Source organism: Flavobacterium soyae, assembly GCF_045348165.1.
GTDB classification, from domain to species: Bacteria; Bacteroidota; Bacteroidia; order Flavobacteriales; family Flavobacteriaceae; genus Flavobacterium; species Flavobacterium soyae.
This window is the reverse complement of sequence record NZ_CP150845.1, coordinates 1,331,980-1,350,581: the sequence shown is the minus strand read 5'-3', so window position 1 is coordinate 1,350,581 and position 18,602 is coordinate 1,331,980. Positions and strand designations below refer to the sequence as shown.

17 protein-coding genes are annotated in these 18,602 nt (G+C 34.3%); all 17 read left to right on the top strand.

Going from position 1 to position 18,602, the window contains the following annotated elements; genetic code table 11:
• Nucleotides 1–206 precede the first annotated feature (206 nt).
• Nucleotides 207–401, top strand: a complete 195-nt coding sequence (locus AABD74_RS06030; protein ID WP_007137066.1) for a cold-shock protein — start codon at nucleotides 207–209, stop codon at nucleotides 399–401.
• A 243-nt stretch (nucleotides 402–644) separates the two neighbouring features.
• Nucleotides 645–1,010, top strand: a complete 366-nt coding sequence (locus AABD74_RS06025; RefSeq protein WP_053471573.1) for an NADH-quinone oxidoreductase subunit A — start codon at nucleotides 645–647, stop codon at nucleotides 1,008–1,010.
• A 183-nt stretch (nucleotides 1,011–1,193) separates the two neighbouring features.
• The gene (locus AABD74_RS06020) at nucleotides 1,194–1,742 is read left to right on the top strand and encodes an NADH-quinone oxidoreductase subunit B (protein ID WP_232677650.1); all 549 of its coding nucleotides are present in this window, start codon (nucleotides 1,194–1,196) and stop codon (nucleotides 1,740–1,742) included.
• 1 nt (nucleotide 1,743) lies between these two features.
• Nucleotides 1,744–2,265 (top strand): NADH-quinone oxidoreductase subunit C, encoded by a 522-nt coding sequence (locus tag AABD74_RS06015; protein WP_232677653.1) that lies wholly within the window; start codon nucleotides 1,744–1,746, stop codon nucleotides 2,263–2,265.
• Between the two features lie 95 nt (nucleotides 2,266–2,360).
• Complete coding sequence (locus tag AABD74_RS06010) at nucleotides 2,361–3,599, top strand: NADH-quinone oxidoreductase subunit D (protein WP_232677655.1); 1,239 nt, start codon at nucleotides 2,361–2,363, stop codon at nucleotides 3,597–3,599.
• 198 nt (nucleotides 3,600–3,797) lie between these two features.
• Entirely contained in the window at nucleotides 3,798–4,328 is a 531-nt protein-coding gene (locus AABD74_RS06005) for a complex I 24 kDa subunit family protein (RefSeq protein WP_406844972.1), read from the top strand.
• Nucleotide 4,329: 1 nt separating this feature from the next.
• Nucleotides 4,330–5,700 (top strand): NADH-quinone oxidoreductase subunit NuoF, encoded by a 1,371-nt coding sequence (gene nuoF / locus AABD74_RS06000; RefSeq protein ID WP_072955480.1) that lies wholly within the window; start codon nucleotides 4,330–4,332, stop codon nucleotides 5,698–5,700.
• A 171-nt stretch (nucleotides 5,701–5,871) separates the two neighbouring features.
• The gene (locus AABD74_RS05995) at nucleotides 5,872–6,903 is read left to right on the top strand and encodes a 2Fe-2S iron-sulfur cluster-binding protein (protein ID WP_053471549.1); all 1,032 of its coding nucleotides are present in this window, start codon (nucleotides 5,872–5,874) and stop codon (nucleotides 6,901–6,903) included.
• Nucleotides 6,904–6,906: 3 nt separating this feature from the next.
• Nucleotides 6,907–7,959 (top strand): NADH-quinone oxidoreductase subunit NuoH, encoded by a 1,053-nt coding sequence (gene nuoH, locus AABD74_RS05990; RefSeq protein ID WP_232677660.1) that lies wholly within the window; start codon nucleotides 6,907–6,909, stop codon nucleotides 7,957–7,959.
• A gap of 161 nt (nucleotides 7,960–8,120) precedes the next feature.
• Nucleotides 8,121–8,666 carry a NuoI/complex I 23 kDa subunit family protein gene (locus tag AABD74_RS05985; protein ID WP_406844971.1) on the top strand — a complete coding sequence of 182 codons (546 nt, stop codon included), beginning with the start codon at nucleotides 8,121–8,123 and terminating at the stop codon, nucleotides 8,664–8,666.
• Nucleotides 8,666–9,205 (top strand): NADH-quinone oxidoreductase subunit J, encoded by a 540-nt coding sequence (locus AABD74_RS05980; RefSeq protein WP_406844970.1) that lies wholly within the window; start codon nucleotides 8,666–8,668, stop codon nucleotides 9,203–9,205. Before AABD74_RS05985 ends, AABD74_RS05980 begins: the two co-directional genes overlap by 1 nt.
• On the top strand, nucleotides 9,205–9,525 hold the full coding sequence (nuoK, locus tag AABD74_RS05975) for an NADH-quinone oxidoreductase subunit NuoK (protein WP_012023318.1): 321 nt from the start codon (nucleotides 9,205–9,207) through the stop codon (nucleotides 9,523–9,525). The genes AABD74_RS05980 and nuoK overlap by 1 nt, the downstream gene beginning before the upstream one ends.
• Nucleotides 9,526–9,532: 7 nt before the next feature.
• The gene (gene nuoL / locus AABD74_RS05970; RefSeq protein WP_406844969.1) at nucleotides 9,533–11,416 is read left to right on the top strand and encodes an NADH-quinone oxidoreductase subunit L; all 1,884 of its coding nucleotides are present in this window, start codon (nucleotides 9,533–9,535) and stop codon (nucleotides 11,414–11,416) included.
• Between the two features lie 10 nt (nucleotides 11,417–11,426).
• Entirely contained in the window at nucleotides 11,427–12,866 is a 1,440-nt protein-coding gene (locus tag AABD74_RS05965) for a NuoM family protein (RefSeq protein ID WP_406844968.1), read from the top strand.
• A 135-nt stretch (nucleotides 12,867–13,001) separates the two neighbouring features.
• Nucleotides 13,002–14,393: an NADH-quinone oxidoreductase subunit N gene (locus AABD74_RS05960; protein WP_406844967.1), complete on the top strand. Its 1,392-nt coding sequence runs from the start codon at nucleotides 13,002–13,004 to the stop codon at nucleotides 14,391–14,393.
• Between the two features lie 162 nt (nucleotides 14,394–14,555).
• Nucleotides 14,556–15,329, top strand: coding sequence for a Bax inhibitor-1/YccA family protein (locus AABD74_RS05955; RefSeq protein WP_232677671.1), 774 nt, complete (start codon nucleotides 14,556–14,558; stop codon nucleotides 15,327–15,329).
• Nucleotides 15,330–15,781: 452 nt separating this feature from the next.
• Entirely contained in the window at nucleotides 15,782–18,541 is a 2,760-nt protein-coding gene (locus AABD74_RS05950; RefSeq protein ID WP_406844966.1) for a T9SS type A sorting domain-containing protein, read from the top strand.
• The last annotated feature ends 61 nt before the right edge of the window (nucleotides 18,542–18,602 follow it).

The window sequence follows — 18,602 nt, the reverse complement described above, 5'->3', positions numbered from 1 at the left end:
AAATATTAAATTCCTACAAGTTCATCTTTTTGATATTCTTACAATTAACGATTCTCAAATTATGGTATTTCATATATAATTTGATGCAATAAACCACGTAAAAACACTGGAAATCAATAATTTTTACAAAAAATTAACAGGTAGATGTCTTTTGTATGAATTTATATATTACATTTGCTTTATTATAAATTATTATTACAATTACAATGCGTACAGGTACAGTAAAATTTTTCAATGAATCTAAAGGTTATGGATTCATTACAGACGAAGAAACAGGAAAGGACATCTTCGTTCACGCTTCAGGAATTAACGCGGAAGAATTACGCGAAGGTGACCGTGTAAGCTATGAAGAAGAAGAAGGAAGAAAAGGGAAAGTTGCTGCTAAAGTAGCAGTAATCTAAGAAAAATATAGCAATTTATTTTTTTTGCCTCTGAATGGTTTTAAAACGTTTCGATTTATTTCGAAACGTTTTTTTTTTGCCCATTTCTTAAAAAAATATTAAAAAAAGCATGTGTTATTTATAATCAATAAAAATTACATGTAAACGCGCTTTCATGATGTACTTATATCTCCCTTTAGTTTGTGATTTACATAGTTGAAAGTTATCTTTGTGGCTTATTCTTTAAGTAAAAAAGTTAAGCTTATGCAATCTGATCAATACAGTTACATTCCTATCTTAATGCAGTTCATTCTGGCTGTTGGTTTTGTGGTAGGAACAATCATTATTTCTGGAAAATTAGGCCCAAAAAGAACCTCTGAAGTTAAAGATAAAAACTTCGAGTGCGGTATAGAATCTGTTGGTAATGCCCGTATTCCTTTTTCCGTAAAATATTTTCTGGTAGCAATTTTGTTTGTATTGTTTGACGTAGAGGTAATTTTCCTTTATCCTTGGGCAGTAAACTTTAAAGATCTTGGTATAGAAGGAATGCTTAAAATGGTCGTTTTTATGGCTTTACTTTTAGTTGGATTTTTCTATATTATCAAAAAGAGAGCTTTAGACTGGGAATAAAAAAGATTTTAGATTTTAGATTCGTGATTTTAGATTTTTGAATGGATGGATTATTCAACATTATTTAGAACAGCAATTTAAAATTTGAACTTCTTTGAATTAATACACTGATTTAAAAAAATTGATTTTTCTTTTTACGATTCCAAAAAATCTAAAATCTAAAATCAGAAATCTAAAATAAAAATGAGCGATTCAAATGTAAAAATGGTTGCGCCACCGGAAGGAGTTGTAGGAGAAGGTTTCTTCGCTACAAAACTAAATGATGTTGTTGGTTTGGCACGCGCGAATTCTCTTTGGCCTTTACCTTTTGCAACATCTTGCTGCGGAATTGAGTTTATGGCGACAATGGCTTCGCATTACGATTTAGCACGATTTGGATCTGAGCGTGTGAGTTTCTCTCCTCGTCAGGCAGATATGTTATTAGTAATGGGAACTATTTCTAAAAAAATGGCTCCAATTTTAAGACAGGTTTACGAACAAATGTCTGAGCCGCGCTGGGTAATTGCTGTTGGAGCCTGTGCTTCTTCAGGAGGTATTTTCGATACTTACTCAGTTCTGCAGGGAATTGATAAAGTAATCCCGGTTGATGTTTATGTTCCAGGATGCCCGCCAAGACCAGAACAAATCGTTGACGGAGTAATGAGATTACAAGAATTGGTTAAAAGTGAATCTGTTAGACGCAGAAGCTCGCCAGAATACCAAGAATTATTAGCTTCCTATAACATTTCATAAGATGGCTTTAGAAAATACCCAGATTCAAGATAAACTTACTGAAACATTTAATAACGATGTTTTCAACTTTCAACAGGAAAGAGATATTTTTTCTTTAGAAGCTTCAGCTGATAAAATCACAGCGTTGATCCTATTCCTTAAAAACGATTCTGAACTACGCTTTCACTTTTTAACAGATTTATGCGGCATTCATTATCCTGACAACGATTCAGAGCGTCAATTTGCTGTTGTATATCACTTACACAACTGGTACGATAACAAACGAATTAGAATTAAAGTTTATCTGAATGGTGAAAAACCAGAAATCAAAACCGTTTCAAATATCTTCTTAAGTTCAAACTGGATGGAAAGAGAAACGTACGATTTCTTCGGAATTAACTTTATTGGCCACCCGCAATTGAAACGTATTTTGAATATGGATGAAATGGTGTCTTTCCCAATGAGAAAAGAATTCCCAATGGAAGACAGCGGAAGAACTGATAAAGACGACAGATTCTTTGGAAGAACAACGATTAATGCATAATTAACAATTTACAATTGAAAATTAGCACTATATAAAAAGGAACAAAAGTATTAATGGTTAATTGAAAATTATCAATTAACAATTTTTAATTACAAATGTCAGAACTATTATTACCACCAGAGCATCGTTATGCTAAAATAATTAAGGAGAAACTAAACGAAGACGGAAGCGAGCTTTCAGTACTGAATTTAGGTCCTACCCACCCTGCGACTCACGGTATTTTTCAAAATATCCTATTAATGGATGGTGAAAGAATTCTAGAGGCAGAGCCAACTATTGGTTACATCCACAGAGCTTTCGAAAAAATTGCCGAAAATCGTCCGTTTTATCAAATTACTCCTCTTACTGACCGTATGAACTATTGTTCCTCTCCTATTAATAATATGGGATGGTGGATGACATTAGAAAAACTATTAGGTGTTGAAGTTCCAAAAAGGGCACAATACTTAAGAGTTATTGTAATGGAGCTGGCTCGTATTACAGACCACTTAATCTGTAACTCGATTCTTGGGGTAGATACTGGTGCGTATACTGGTTTCTTATACGTTTTTCAATTTAGAGAAAAAATCTACGAAATCTACGAAGAAATTTGTGGGGCTCGTTTGACTACAAATATGGGAAGAATTGGTGGTTTTGAAAGAGACTGGTCTCCAGAAGCTTTCAAAAAACTTGATACTTTCCTTGAAGAATTTCCACCTGCCTGGAAAGAATTCGAAAGCTTATTCGAAAGAAACAGAATTTTCCTTGACAGAACTGTAAACGTTGGTGCAATCTCAGCAGAGAAAGCAATGGCCTACGGATTTACAGGTCCAAACTTACGTGCTGCCGGAGTTGATTACGATGTTCGTGTAGCTCAGCCTTACTCATCTTACGAAGATTTTGATTTTATTGTTCCTGTAGGAAAATCAGGTGACACTTATGATCGTTTCTGTGTTCGTAATGCTGAAGTTTGGGAAAGTTTAAGCATTATTCGTCAGGCATTAGAAAAAATGCCGGCTGGAAACGAATACCATGCAGAGGTTCCTGATTATTACCTTCCTCCAAAAGAAGACGTATATAATTCGATGGAATCATTAATCTATCACTTTAAAATCGTAATGGGAGAAGTTCCTGTTCCGGTTGCCGAAATTTACCACCCTGTTGAAGGAGGAAATGGAGAGATAGGTTTTTATTTAGTTACAGACGGAAGCAGAACTCCATATAGATTACATTTCAGAAGACCTTGTTTTATTTACTATCAGGCATATCCTGAAATGATTAAAGGTGCGTTACTTTCTGATGCAATTGTTATCCTTTCGAGTTTAAACGTAATTGCAGGAGAATTAGACGCCTAAAAAATTGTTGATTTTAGATTTTAGATTTTAGATTGCTGATTAAGAATGCAGATTTTAGAATTTAGGTTTAAAATTATAATTAGGAATTGAAAAATTCAGATTGAAGAATCTAAAACTTAAACAATGATTGAAGAATCATAGATTGTAGATAAAGATTAAAAAAATCTAAAATCTAAAATCTAAAATCTAAAATTAAAAATGGAACGTAAACATTACAAGCAAGAAATAAATATGACTGAGGCATTGATCGCTCGTATCAATGAATTGATTAGTCATTATCCGGAAGGCAAACAAAAATCGGCTTTACTGCCTGTTTTGCACGAAGTGCAGGACGCGCATAACAACTGGCTTAGCATTGAATTGCAGGACAAGGTTGCCGAAATTCTTCAGATAAAACCAATTGAAGTTTATGAAGTGGTTACTTTTTATACCATGTTCAACCAAAAACCAATTGGAAAATACATGTTTGAATTTTGCCAGACGTCTTGCTGCTGTTTAAACGGTGCCGAAAATTTAATGGATTATACTTCTGAAAAATTAGGTATTAAAATGGGTGAAACAACCGCTGACGGAATGTTTACCATTGCCGGTGTAGAATGTTTAGGTGCATGCGGATACGCTCCGATGATGCAGTTAGGCGATTTCTACAAAGAGAAATTGACAGAAGAAAAAATCGATCAGTTAATCGCTGACTGCAGAGATGATAAAATAATATTACACGATAAATAAGATGTCACAAAAAATATTATTAGATAAAATCAATATTCCTGGAATTAAAACCTACGAAGTTTATCGCCAAAATGGTGGTTACGCATCTGTAGAAAAAGCTTTAAAAACACTTACACCGGATGAAGTTACTGAAGAAGTAAAAAAATCAGGTCTTCGTGGTCGTGGAGGTGCAGGTTTCCCTGCCGGAATGAAATGGAGCTTTATTGATAAAAAATCAGGAAAACCAAGACACTTAGTTTGTAACGCCGACGAATCTGAGCCGGGAACATTCAAAGATCGTTATTTGATGGAATTTATTCCTCACTTATTGATCGAAGGAATGATTACTTCTAGTTATGCTTTAGGCGCTAACCTTTCGTATATCTACATTCGTGGAGAATATATGTGGGTTTTCAAAATTTTAGAAAGAGCAATCGCCGAGGCTAAAGCTGCAGGCTGGTTAGGAAAAAATATATTAGGTACGGGTTACGATTTAGAGTTACACGTTCACTGTGGAGCCGGAGCTTATATCTGTGGAGAAGAAACTGCACTTATTGAGTCTTTGGAAGGTAAAAGAGGAAATCCTCGTATTAAACCACCATTCCCTGCAGTTTCAGGACTTTGGGCAAACCCAACAGTGGTAAACAATGTTGAAACTATTGCAACGGTGCCGTGGATTGTAAACAATTCTGGTGACGATTATGCTAAAATTGGTATTGGACGTTCTACTGGAACTAAATTAATTTCTGCTTCCGGGCACATTAAAAATCCTGGGGTTTACGAAATTGAATTAGGTTTAAGCGTAGACGAATTCATGAATTCTGATGAATATTTAGGAGGAATGTCTTCAAGCCGTCCATTAAAAGCATTTGTACCAGGAGGTTCTTCAGTGCCGATTTTACCTGCTGAATTGATTTTCAAAACAGCAAACGGCGAAGATCGTTTAATGACTTACGAATCTTTAAGTGATGGTGGTTTTGCTACCGGATCTATGTTAGGTTCTGGAGGATTTATTGTTTACAATGATACTGCTTGTGTCGTAAGAAACACTTGGAACTTTGCTCGTTTTTACCACCACGAATCTTGCGGACAATGTACTCCTTGCCGTGAAGGAACAGGATGGTTAGAAAAAATCTTATGGAGAATCGAAAACGGTCAAGGCCGTGAAGAAGATATTGAATTATTGTGGAGCATTCAGAGTAAAATTGAAGGAAACACAATTTGTCCGCTTGGTGACGCAGCTTCTTGGCCAGTAGCAGCCGCGATTCGTCACTTTAGAGATGAATTTGAATATCACGTTCGTTTCCCAGAAAAAATCAAAAATAGAGATCACTTTGTTGCTGAACCTTTTTCGCAAGTAAAGCATTTAGTAGGCGGTAAAGTAATCGTATAAAAATAAAAAGCAAAAAGTTATAAAGTTCAAAATGTTTAAAAGGACAGCAATTCTTTTCAATATTCCGACTTTCAACAAAAAAGTTTAAAATAGTTTCAAGTTTCAAGTTTTTTTAGTTTCAGGTTAAAACTTGAAACGTGAAACCTGAAACTAAAAAAACAAAATATAGAGATGAAAGTAACCATAGACGGTCAAAGTATAGACGTAGAGCCAGGAACAACGATCCTGCAGGCTGCACGTATGATTGGTGGAGATTTGGTTCCGCCAGCCATGTGCTATTACTCAAAATTAAAAGGCAGTGGCGGTAAATGTCGTTGTTGTTTAGTTGAAGTTTCTAAAGGTAGTGAAGCTGACCCTAGACCAATGCCGAAATTAATGGCATCTTGTGTAACAGGATGTATGGACGGAATGGAAGTAAACAGTAAATCTTCTGCCAGAGTTACCGAAGCACGTAAATCTGTAACAGAATTTTTATTGATCAACCACCCATTAGACTGCCCTATTTGTGATCAGGCTGGTGAATGTGATCTTCAAAATTTAAGTTTTGAGCACGGAAACCCAAAATCACGTTTTATTGAAGAAAAAAGAACATTTGAACCAGAAGATATTGGTCCAAATATTCAACTGCATATGAACCGTTGTATTTTATGCCAAAGATGTGTACAAGTTGCAGATCAATTGACAGACAACAGAGTTCACGGAGTATTAGATCGTGGTGACCACGCTAATATTTCAACCGGAATTTCTAAAGCAATCGACAATGAGTTTTCTGGAAACATGATTGACGTTTGTCCCGTTGGAGCTTTAACTGATAAAACTTTCCGTTTTAAATCAAGAGTTTGGTTTAATAAACCTTATAACGCACACAGAGAATGTACTACTCCCGGATGCTGCGGTAAAACTACAGTTTGGATGTTTGGTGGAGAAATTCAGCGTGTGACTGGTCGTAAAGATGAGTACCATGAAGTAGAAGAATTCATTTGCAACAGTTGTCGTTTTGATCACAAAGATGTAAATGACTGGGTAATTGAAGGACCAAGAGAATTTGAAAAAGATTCTGTTATCAACCAAAATAACTACACTCAAAAATTAGAGAAAGTTGAAATCGATACTGAAAAGAATATTCTTTTAGGCCGCGATATCGACCGTAAAAAAATTAGTATGGCTGCAATTCCATTAACTACTAATGAAAAAAATTCTTAAGAAATGGAAAGTGCATTTATTATAGAAAAAAGTGTTGTTATTGTTGTCGTTTTTGCGGTAACAATGATTATGGCAATGTATTCTACTTGGGCTGAACGTAAAGTTGCTGCTTTTCTACAAGACCGTGTTGGGCCAAACCGTGCAGGCTGGGGAGGTTTATTACAGCCGCTTGCTGATGGTATGAAATTATTCTCTAAAGAAGAATTTTTTCCAAACACACCAAATAAATTTTTATTCGTTGTAGGTCCGGCAATTGCCATGAGTACAGCTTTGATGACAAGTGCTGTAATTCCTTGGGGAGACCGACTTCATCTTTTTGGAAGAGACATTATTCTTCAGGCAACTGATGTAAATATCGCATTATTATACATTTTTGGAGTTCTTTCTGTTGGAGTTTACGGTATCATGATCGGTGGATGGGCATCTAACAATAAATTCTCATTAATGGGCGCTGTTCGTGCCGCTTCTCAAATGGTTTCTTATGAAGTTGCAATGGGATTATCAATGATTGCATTGTTGATGATGACTGGAACAATGAGTTTAAAAGAAATTTCATTACAACAGTCAGGAATGAACTGGAATGTTTTCTATCAGCCATTGTCCTTTTTAATTTTCTTAATTTGTTCATTTGCAGAAACTAACAGAACTCCGTTTGACTTAGCAGAATGTGAAAACGAATTAATTGGAGGTTACCATACAGAATATTCATCAATGAAAATGGGATTCTATTTATTTGCAGAATATGCAAGTATGTTTATCTCTGCTACTATTATTTCTGTATTATTCTTTGGAGGTTACAACTATCCGGGAATGCAGTGGATGGTAGAAAATGTTGGAGTAAATACCGCTAATCTTTTAGGAATTGCCGTATTATTTGTAAAAATATGTTTCTTCATATTCTTTTACATGTGGGTACGCTGGACAATTCCAAGATTTAGATATGACCAATTAATGAACTTAGGCTGGAGAATTTTAATTCCGCTTTCGATTATTAATATTATGATTACGGGCGCTGTTATTTTAAGACACGATATCGCAGCAGCTTTAGGATTCTAATAACCGTAATGCCCTAGCCCTGATAGAAGCGGCATCCTTTAATTTTTTTCTTTAGAAAAATTAAAGATACAGCGGATAGCAGGATTAGCTTCAATTAAAAATAAAATAGATTTAGAATTTGACTGACCTCAAATTGTAAATCATAAATCATAGATTAAAAAATGTCAATAGAAACTATATCATTATCGGGTAGAAAAAAGGTGGTGTCTAACAAGGACATGACTTTTTGGGAACGATTGTATCTTGTGGCGATTGTAAAAGGTTTAGCTATTACGCTTAAACACCTTTTTAGAAAAAAAATTACAATTCATTATCCGGAACAGGTTCGTGAAATGAGTCCGGTTTATCGTGGTCAGCATATGTTGAAACGCGATGAACAAGGTCGTGAAAACTGTACTGCCTGTGGATTATGTGCTTTATCATGCCCTGCAGAAGCTATTACAATGAAAGCTGCTGAGCGTAAGCCAGACGAGAAACATTTATACAGAGAAGAAAAGTATGCTGAAATCTATGAAATTAATATGCTTCGTTGTATTTTCTGTGGTTTATGTGAAGAAGCCTGTCCAAAAGATGCCATTTATTTGACAACTTCTAAGGTTTTAGTTCCTTCCAGCTACGAAAGAGAAGATTTCATTTTTGGAAAAGATAAATTAGTGATGCCTTTAGAAATGGCTATTAAAAATTCACAACTTAATAACGCTAACTAATGATACATATTCCTGATTTTGCACACGCAACAACTGTACAAGTTATATTTTGTATCCTGGCGTTTATTACGGTAATAACTGCTTTTTTAACCATTTATAGCCGAAACCCAATTCACTCTGCTATTTATTTAGTGATTTGTTTTTTCTCTATTGCTGGTCATTATTTATTATTGAACTCTCAATTTTTAGCTGTTGTACATATAATAGTCTACTCTGGAGCGATTATGATTTTGTTCCTGTTTACGATTATGTTGATGAATCTTAACGAACAAAAAGATGTACACCGACCAAGGATTACACGTTTGGGAGCTGTTGTTTCTTTCTGTTTAATTGTTATTGTTTTAATTGCAATTTTCATCAATTCTAAACCAATTGTTGGAGATTATGATTCAACCGGAGAAGATTTCCAATCTATTAAAGTATTGGGTAAAATATTGTTGAACGAATATATGGTACCTTTTGAATTTGCTTCGATTTTACTTTTGGTTGCGATGATTGGAACTGTATTATTGTCTAAAAAAGAAAAATTAAATAAATAATGGGTAATATATTAAATCAAATAGGTATTGAAAATTACATCTTTTTAAGTGTTGTACTTTTTTGTATTGGTGTTTTTGGTGTATTGTACAGACGAAATTCAATTATCGTTTTCATGTCTATCGAGATCATGCTAAATGCAGTAAACCTTTTATTTGTGGCTTTTTCAACTTACCATCAGGATGCACAAGGACAAGTTTTTGTATTCTTTTCGATGGCGGTTGCTGCTGCTGAAGTTGCGGTAGGATTGGCGATTTTAGTTTCTATTTTCAGAAACATCGGTTCAATTAGTATCGATAATTTAAAAAATTTAAAAGGATAAAATAGAAATGGATACCAATTTAGCTTTAGTTTTAGTTTTAGCTCCTTTTTTAGGATTTTTAATCAATGTTTTCTTTGGGAAAAGTTTAGGGAAAACAGTTTCCGGAATTATCGGAACTGCTGCCGTGGCTGTTTCTTTTATAGTTACTCTTGTTCTTTTTAATCAAATAACTTCAACCGGAAAAGGAATTGAAGTTACTTTATTTGACTGGATTCAAATTAGTAACCTAAAAATCAATCTTGGATTTTTATTAGATCAATTATCTGTTCTTTGGTTATTGTTCGTAACCGGAATCGGATCTTTGATTCACTTATACTCTATCAGTTATATGCACGATGATGAGAATATCCACAAATTCTTTGCATATTTAAATCTGTTCGTATTCTTTATGATTACACTTGTAATTGGAAGCAACTTATTAGTATTATTTATTGGCTGGGAAGGTGTTGGACTTTGCTCTTATTTACTAATCGGATTCTGGCATAAAAACCAGGATTATAACGATGCTGCAAAAAAGGCTTTCATCATGAACAGAATTGGAGATTTAGGTCTTTTAATTGGTATGTTCATTATTGGTTCAATGTTCTCGACATTAGATTATGCAACTTTAAAAACGGCAATCGCAGGAGCTGCAAATTTAAATTTACCATTACTTTCTTTAGCAGCTTTATGTTTATTTATTGGAGCTTGTGGTAAATCTGCTCAAATTCCGTTGTATACCTGGTTACCAGATGCGATGGCGGGACCAACTCCTGTTTCTGCATTGATTCACGCTGCTACGATGGTAACAGCTGGTATCTTTATGGTAACAAGATTGAACTTCGTTTTTGATCTTGCAACAGATGTACAGACTGTAATTGCAATTGTTGGAGCGATAACTTCATTAGTTGCTGCTACAATTGGTTTAGTGCAAACTGATATTAAAAAAGTATTGGCTTATTCTACAGTTTCACAATTAGGATTAATGTTCTTGGCATTAGGATTTGGAGCTTATGAAGTAGCGGTTTTCCACGTAATCACACACGCTTTCTTTAAAGCTTGTTTATTCTTAGGATCTGGTTCTGTAATTCACGGTTTACACGGTGAGCAGGATATGCGTAAAATGGGTGGATTGCGTAAAGCAATGCCAATCACTTTCTGGACAATGTTGATTTCTTCATTGGCAATTTCAGGTTTCCCTCTTCTTTCAGGTTTCTTCTCTAAAGATGAAATTTTAATGACTGCTTTTCACCATAGCATTCCATTATATGTTGTTGGATCGATTGCTTCTATCATGACAGCTTTCTATATGTTCAGATTGATGTTCTTAACTTTCTTTAAAGAATTTAGAGGAACTGAAGAACAAAAACATCATTTACACGAAAGCGATGGTATAATTACCTTCCCTTTAATGATTTTAGCTATTCTTGCAGCATTTGGCGGATTAATCAGTTTACCGGGAAACAGCTGGCTTAATGAATATTTAGCTCCTCTTTTCACAAAAGCGGCTGGAGAAGAGCACCATTTAGGCGCAACAGAATATACTTTAATGGGAATTGCAGTGCTTGGCTGTTTGGTAGGGATTTTAATTGCTTACATCAAATACTTCAAACAGGATAATGTTCCTGAAGCTGACGAAAATATTACAGGCTTAACAAAAGTGTTGTATAACAAATATTATGTAGATGAGGCTTACGATGCGATTTTTGTTCGTTCTGTAAATGCATTATCAAGATTTTTTAGAGACTATATTGAAACCGGATTATCGGCAGTTGTTTTTGGATTAGGAAAAGCAGCAAACGAATTAGCGTTTCAGGGTAAAAAACTACAGACAGGAAGTATTGGATTATATCTTTTTGCTTTCGTTTTAGGTCTTTGCGCGATTGTTTCTTATATATTTTTAGCTCAATAATTTTATAACTATGAACGTTTCTCTTATATTAATTATTCTTTTAGTTGGTGCATTTATCACCTATTTTGCTGGTGACAAACTCGCTTCAAAAGTAGCTTTGTTCTTTAGTTTAGCAGCTTTAGGCTGTTCGGTTGTATTGTTAAACCATTTTAATGCTGGAGAAAATATCAGCCTTATTAATGCGTGGATCAATCAGCCTAAAATTTCATTTGCGCTGAATGCTGACGGATTAGGTCTTGCCATGCTTTTATTGACAACGGCTTTAACTCCAGTTATTATATTCTCTTCTTTTGGAAATGAATATAAAAACTCTAAAGCTTTTTATGCTCTGATTTTATTTATGGCATTTGCAATGACAGGAACTTTCCTTGCTGCAGATGGTCTTTTATATTATATTTTCTGGGAGTTAGCTCTTATTCCTATTTACTTTATTGCTCTTATTTGGGGTAACGGAGATGCTGAAGAACGCAGAAAAGCAGTGGTTAAATTCTTTATTTACACACTTGCAGGTTCATTGTTTATGTTGACTGCTTTTATCTATTTATATCAAAAAGTAGGTTCTTTCTTAATCGAAGATTTATATAAAGTACAATTATCTGCTTGCGAACAGCTTTGGATTTTCCTTGCTTTCTTCTTAGCTTATGCAATCAAAATTCCAATTATTCCTTTCCATACATGGCAGGCAAATGTGTACCAAAAAGCACCAACTGTTGGAACAATGCTTTTATCTGGTATTATGTTGAAAATGGGATTGTATAGTGTTATTCGCTGGCAGTTGCCAATTGCACCTCTTGCTGCAAAAGAATACATGAATATTTTTATTGCTTTAGGAATTGCCGGAGTTATCTACGGTTCAATCGTTGCTTTAAGACAAAAAGATTTAAAGAAATTATTAGCTTATTCATCTCTTGCTCACGTTGGATTAATTGCTGCTGGATCTTATACTTTAACTCTTGATGGTTTTCGCGGAGCAGTTTTACAAATGATCGCTCACGGTTTTGTGGTAGTTGGATTATTCTACGCCGCAGAAATTATCTACAGAAGATTTGAAACTAGAGAAATTGCTGAATTAGGTGGAATCCGTACTCAGTCTCCAAAATTCACTTCGATGTTTTTAATTTTGGTATTGGCATCTGTTGCTTTACCAACTACATTTAACTTTATTGGAGAGTTTACCGTATTATACAGCCTTTCTCAAATAAACATTTGGTTTGCTGTTTTAGGCGGAACAACGATTATTTTAGGAGCTTACTATATGTTGAAAATGTTCCAAAATGTAATGTTAGGAGAAACAAATTCAAAAACATTTGCAGATGTTTCTGTTAACGAAGGAATTTCTATGGTAGCGATTATTGCTGTTTTGATTTTCTTTGGATTTTATCCAAAACCAATTACAGATTTGATTACTCCAAGTTTAGAAACGATTTTAAACGTTATCAATAAAAACTAAGATTTTAGAATAATGATTAACGATTTTTGATTTCAGATTTTCCGAAACTTAAAAAGTTAAACATTAAAAAATAAAAATATATTTTAAATAAAATAAATTAGGGCGTTTTAGATTTCCTAAATCAAAAAAACAAAAATGAATACATTAATAGCTATAACAGGATTGGGTATTTTCTGCCTATTGTTTGAAATTCTAAATTTTAGAAAAGGCATTGTTCCGTTTACCATTTTAGGTTTATTGGGAGTTTTGGCACTAAACTTTTACGAATTTGGAACAACAGCAAGTTATTACAATAACATGATTACAGTAAGCAAGTTCTCTACTGCATTCTCATCATTGTTTATTATTCTAACTATTTTCCTTGTAGCATTAAGTCATAATTTTTACGAAAATCACCAGACAAAAATCTCTGATTATATTGCTATAAAAGTGTTTTTATTAGCTGGTGCTGTTGCTATGGTTTCTTTTGGAAACTTAGCGATGTTTTTCCTTGGAATCGAAATTTTATCTATCGCATTATATGTTCTTGCAGCGAGCGACCGTTTGAATATTAAAAGTAATGAAGCGGGAATGAAATATTTCTTGATGGGATCATTCGCATCTGGAATTATCTTATTCGGTATTTGTTTAATTTACGGAGCTATGGGAACTTTTGATATTGCAGAAATTCACGAAAGTTCTTTATCTGCTGAGTTACCAATCTGGTTTCCTATCGGAATGATTTTAATGACAATTGGAATGTTCTTTAAAGTTGCTGCTGTACCATTTCATTTTTGGGCACCAGATGTTTACGAAGGTTCTCCAGCTTTAACAACTGCTTTAATGAGTACACTTGCTAAAGTTGTAGCGATTGCAACATTATTTAAATTAGTTTCAGGATTGAATTTAATTCCTTCTTTAGAAAATCAGGATCTTTTAGGAACATTTGAAAATATCATTCTTGTAATTTCAATTGCTTCTATGACGGTTGGAAACATCATGGCTTTGCGTCAGGTAAATGTAAAACGTATGCTTGCATTCTCTGGAATCTCACACGCAGGTTTCATGTTAATTACATTCTTAACGATTGCAACTTCCGCAGGAGTTTTATTGTATTACACTGCTGCTTACGCTTTAGCCGGTATCGCTGCATTCAGCGTAATTTTATACGTTTGCAAAAATCAGGATAACGAAGATGTTACAAACTTCCACGGTTTAGGAAAAACAAATCCACTATTAGCTGCAATCTTGACTGGTTCATTATTGTCTATGGCCGGTATTCCTATTTTCTCAGGATTCTTTGCAAAATTATTCTTGTTTAATCAGGCACTTCACGCTGGTTATGTTGCCATCGTAATTGTTGCAGTAATCAACTCTATCATAAGTGTTGGTTATTATTTCAAATTAATTTTGGCAATGTATTCTAAAGAACCAAATGAAGAGCGTACAGGAAAACCATTCCTTATTTATGCCGTTGCTATTATTTCAATTGGTTTAAATATTGCTTTAGGTTTATTTCCTTCATTAATTTTAGATCTATTGAATTAAAAATTCAGATTAAAAAATATACAAATCCATCAAGAGTTTCTTTTGATGGATTTTTTGTTTTACAGCATTTTTCAAAAGAAAATTTCATGTTAAAAATTTAAAGTTAAATTACAGACTTCGAAAAAACTCCATATATTTGGGTTCACTAAAAGCATAAAAACTATGGCCTTCAATTCAAAAAATCCTTTTTTAAGTAACAAGCGTTTTTCATCAAATGCTGTTTCAAGAGCTGAAGAAGTACACGAAGCAAAGATTATTGATTACAATCAGGAAATGACTTTGTCTGGTACGATTAATAAAACAGCTATTTTATTTTTAATATTATGCGGCGCTGCTATGGTAACATGGTGGATGGCTTTTAACGGAATGAACATTATGCTGCCTGCTATTGGCGGTGCAATTGTTGGATTTGTTCTTGTTTTAATTTCTGCATTCAAACCACAATTGTCACCGTATCTTGCTCCGGGTTATGCCTTATTTGAAGGATTATTCATTGGAGGAATTTCTGCAATATTTGAAGCTATGTATCCTGGAATCGTAATAAACGCTGTTGGAGCCACATTGGTTACGTTCTTAGTTTGTTTAGGTTTATATAAATTTAGAATCGTAAAAGTTACAGAACAATTCAAATCAGTTGTAATTGCTGCTACTCTTGCTATTGCAACTTATTATCTAATTTCATGGCTTGCTTCTTTAATTTTTAACTTTACTCCGGTTCATTATGGAAACTCAATGATGAGTATCGGAATTAGTGTTTTTGTAATTATTATTGCTGCTCTGAACTTATTCTTAGATTTCGACCAAATTGAAAAAGGAGTTGAACAAAGAATGCCAAAATTCATGGAATGGTACGGCGCAATGGGATTAATGGTAACATTAGTTTGGTTATATATTGAATTCTTAAGATTATTATCTAAATTATCAAGTAAAGATTAAGTTCTTAACATCAATAAAATAAGAAAGCCTTTTTGGGAGATTCCAAAAAGGCTTTTTTTATGCTCAATACTCTAATAATTAGGTTGTAAATTCAAAATATAAACAATTACGAAATATTCTTTTTTCTTACAAATTTTAGTTTTTAACAAAAATTAATACAAAAGTTATAAAAATATAAATTTAAAAAGCACACTCATTTTACTTCTTTAAAACATCAATAAAACAAGGCTTTTACTTAAAATGTTTTAACATGTAATAAATTACAATTAATGCAATAAATTACATTTTAAATAAAATATAACCCATTATTTTTTCATATTTGTTTTTTTAAGACAAAATAAATAATAATATCGAAATTTTGTATAATTTCGTGTAATCGATTACAATTTTTATTGTACTCGAGAACCGCAAAAACCACAAAAAACTATTATTAATGTCTAACTTAAACAATTATGAAAAAAAACCTACTTTTCTTAGCTATGTTTTTTATTGCTGTCCAAACTTGGTCACAGCAAATTAATGAAGCCAGCGGATGGCTTGAATCCGTTTTTGTAAAATGGCAGCCTGTAACCAATGCCCAAACTTATAATGTTTATTATACAGGAGAAGGAATTGTTGACAGAAAAATTGACAACCAGCTTATTAGGAGCTATGGAACTTATTTTCGTGCAGATATTCCGGGTTTAAAGGCCGGGGCTTATACTGTAAAAATCAAACCAGTTATTTCTGGCGTTGAAGGAGCTGGCACCACAACTGGTTCATTAACAGTTAAAGCACATGATAGGTCTGGATTTGCTTTTGCAAATTCTCGTGTACCGGGCGCATATAATACTGATGGAACTCCAAAAAGCAATGCTGCGATTATTTACGTAACAGAGCAGACTAAAAACACCGTTTCTCTTAATGTAACTGGTGCAACATCAAATCCCTGTGTTGGTTTACAGACCATTCTTGACGGTTACAAAAAAGGCAATGATTTAAGACCTTTTATTATTCGTATAGTTGGGCAAATTACTGATTTATCATACATGATGAGCGGGGATATTGTCATTGAAAATAATAAAAATGCTTCGGCATATCTTACCTTAGAAGGAATTGGGAATGATGCAGTCGCTGATGGCTGGGGAATAAGAGTAAAAAATGCATCAAACATTGAAATTCGAAATATTGGAACAATGAACTGTGACAGCGGCGAAGGCGACAATATTGGCTTACAGCAAGATAATGATTACGTTTGGGTTCATAACTGTGATTTCTTTTATGGAAATGCCGGAAGCGATGCAGACCAAGTTAAAGGTGACGGAGCTTTAGACTGTAAAAAATCTACTTATATTACCTTTTCATACAATCACTTTTGGGATTCAGGAAAAAGTAATCTTTTAGGTTTAAGCGAAGGGACTACTGCCGGTTTATATATTACCTATCATCATAACTGGTACGACCATTCTGATTCACGTCATCCCCGTGTACGCTACTATTCTGCCCACGTTTATAACAACTATTATGATGGAAATTCAAAATATGGTGTAGGATCAACTTTAGGTTCATCAGTTTTTGTAGAAGCCAATTATTTTAGAAATTGTAAATACCCAATGTTGACTTCAATGCAGGGAACCGATGTATATAATGGGGCCACAGGAACTTTTTCAAGTGAAGACGGCGGAACTATAAAAGCTTTTAATAATACTATGAGCGGACAAACTCGATTTGTAGGGTACAATGCTTCAACTTACCCTGTTGAATTTGACGCTTATGTCGCTTCAACCAGAAATGAAACGATTAGCAGCAGCATTACATCAAAAAAAGGCGCTAAGACATATAACAATTTCGATACAAATTCAAGTGTAATGTATTCTTATACTCCTGACAGCCCGGAAACGGCAAAAACAAATGTTATGCAATATGCAGGGCGCGTTTCTGGCGGAGATTTGCAATGGACATTTAATAATGCTGTTGACGATACCGCTGATGCAGTAAATACAGGATTAAAATCGGCTTTAACGAATTATCAAACTACATTAGTTTATGTGCAGGACGGAACAAATCCTCCAGCCGGAAATCAAACTTTAACTTCAACCTCAAATAACAATCAAACTGTTACGAGCGGAACTGCTATCGGCGCAATTGTGTTTACCTGGGGAGGAGATGCAACAGATGCTGCTGTAACTGGATTGCCAGCTTCGGGATTGACTTTTGTAAAAAATACATCTGCAAAAACAATCACTATCACGGGAACACCAACTGCAACCGTAAATTATTCAATCGCTACAACAGGAACTGCAGGAACTCCTGCAATGGGCTCAGGAACTATTACCGTAAATGCGGCAGGAACTCAAACCTTAACATCAACAAATAATAACAGCCAGACTGTAACCAGCGGGACTGCAATAAACTCAATTGTATTTACCTGGGGCGGAACTGCAACTGATGCCACAGTGACTGGTTTGCCGGCATCTGGGCTAACTTTTGTAAAAAACACTTCGGCCAAAACAATTACCATTACCGGAACGCCAACTGCAACGGTTTCTTATTCAGTTGCAACGACAGGAACGGGAACTGCTGCAACGGGGTCTGGAACAATAACTGTAAATACAGGTACATCTGGAAGCGAAATCCACAATTTTACGACTTCTGGAAAAACAAGTACATTTTATGCAATTACAGGAAATCTTTCTACAACTAAAGGTACTGTTACGTATAATGGTTTGACTTTAACACAATGTTTAAAAATTGAATCTTCTACCAACATTTCATTTACCACAAGTCAAGCGAGTACTTTAACACTTGTTTTTGTAGAAGCTTCAGCAACAATAAAAGTTGACAATGTAGATAAAGTAGCTTCTAACGGAATCGTAACAGTATCATTAGCTGCAGGAAGTCATACTATTACGAAAAAAGACACTTCAAATCTATTTTATATGAGTACAGTTTACAGCGGTGGAACACTACGTATGGCAAAAATAGAAGCTCCTGCTGATACAGAAATTGAAAAAGTATTTGTTTATCCTAATCCGGCATCAAACATTTTATACTTATCAGATCCGAATCAAAAAGTAGAAAAGGTTTTAATCTATAATATCTCAGGCGTACTAGTAAAAACTGTTCAAAAAGGAACTGAAACCATTGATATCAGTCAGCTTTCAACAGGAACTTACTTAGCAAAAATTTATACTGCTGAGGATTCGTTTAACCAAACTATTATTAAAAAATAAACCCTGATAATAATTTATAAAAAAAGAAGGCTTCCAAAATTTGGAAGCCTTCTTTATAGTT

What these genes read in the sequence shown, in the direction of transcription:
- AABD74_RS05965 (WP_406844968.1), top strand. Translation starts at nt 11,427, where the DNA reads ATGAACGTTTCTCTTATATTAATTATTCTTTTAGTTGGTGCATTTATC.
- nuoF (WP_072955480.1), top strand. Translation starts at nt 4,330, where the DNA reads ATGTCACAAAAAATATTATTAGATAAAATCAATATTCCTGGAATTAAA.
- AABD74_RS06025 (WP_053471573.1), top strand. Translation starts at nt 645, where the DNA reads ATGCAATCTGATCAATACAGTTACATTCCTATCTTAATGCAGTTCATT.
- AABD74_RS06005 (WP_406844972.1), top strand. Translation starts at nt 3,798, where the DNA reads ATGGAACGTAAACATTACAAGCAAGAAATAAATATGACTGAGGCATTG.
- AABD74_RS05980 (WP_406844970.1), top strand. Translation starts at nt 8,666, where the DNA reads ATGATACATATTCCTGATTTTGCACACGCAACAACTGTACAAGTTATA.
- AABD74_RS05950 (WP_406844966.1), top strand. Translation starts at nt 15,782, where the DNA reads ATGAAAAAAAACCTACTTTTCTTAGCTATGTTTTTTATTGCTGTCCAA.
- nuoH (WP_232677660.1), top strand. Translation starts at nt 6,907, where the DNA reads ATGGAAAGTGCATTTATTATAGAAAAAAGTGTTGTTATTGTTGTCGTT.
- AABD74_RS05985 (WP_406844971.1), top strand. Translation starts at nt 8,121, where the DNA reads ATGTCAATAGAAACTATATCATTATCGGGTAGAAAAAAGGTGGTGTCT.
- nuoK (WP_012023318.1), top strand. Translation starts at nt 9,205, where the DNA reads ATGGGTAATATATTAAATCAAATAGGTATTGAAAATTACATCTTTTTA.
- AABD74_RS05955 (WP_232677671.1), top strand. Translation starts at nt 14,556, where the DNA reads ATGGCCTTCAATTCAAAAAATCCTTTTTTAAGTAACAAGCGTTTTTCA.
- nuoL (WP_406844969.1), top strand. Translation starts at nt 9,533, where the DNA reads ATGGATACCAATTTAGCTTTAGTTTTAGTTTTAGCTCCTTTTTTAGGA.
- AABD74_RS06020 (WP_232677650.1), top strand. Translation starts at nt 1,194, where the DNA reads ATGAGCGATTCAAATGTAAAAATGGTTGCGCCACCGGAAGGAGTTGTA.
- AABD74_RS06015 (WP_232677653.1), top strand. Translation starts at nt 1,744, where the DNA reads ATGGCTTTAGAAAATACCCAGATTCAAGATAAACTTACTGAAACATTT.
- AABD74_RS06010 (WP_232677655.1), top strand. Translation starts at nt 2,361, where the DNA reads ATGTCAGAACTATTATTACCACCAGAGCATCGTTATGCTAAAATAATT.
- AABD74_RS06030 (WP_007137066.1), top strand. Translation starts at nt 207, where the DNA reads ATGCGTACAGGTACAGTAAAATTTTTCAATGAATCTAAAGGTTATGGA.
- AABD74_RS05995 (WP_053471549.1), top strand. Translation starts at nt 5,872, where the DNA reads ATGAAAGTAACCATAGACGGTCAAAGTATAGACGTAGAGCCAGGAACA.
- AABD74_RS05960 (WP_406844967.1), top strand. Translation starts at nt 13,002, where the DNA reads ATGAATACATTAATAGCTATAACAGGATTGGGTATTTTCTGCCTATTG.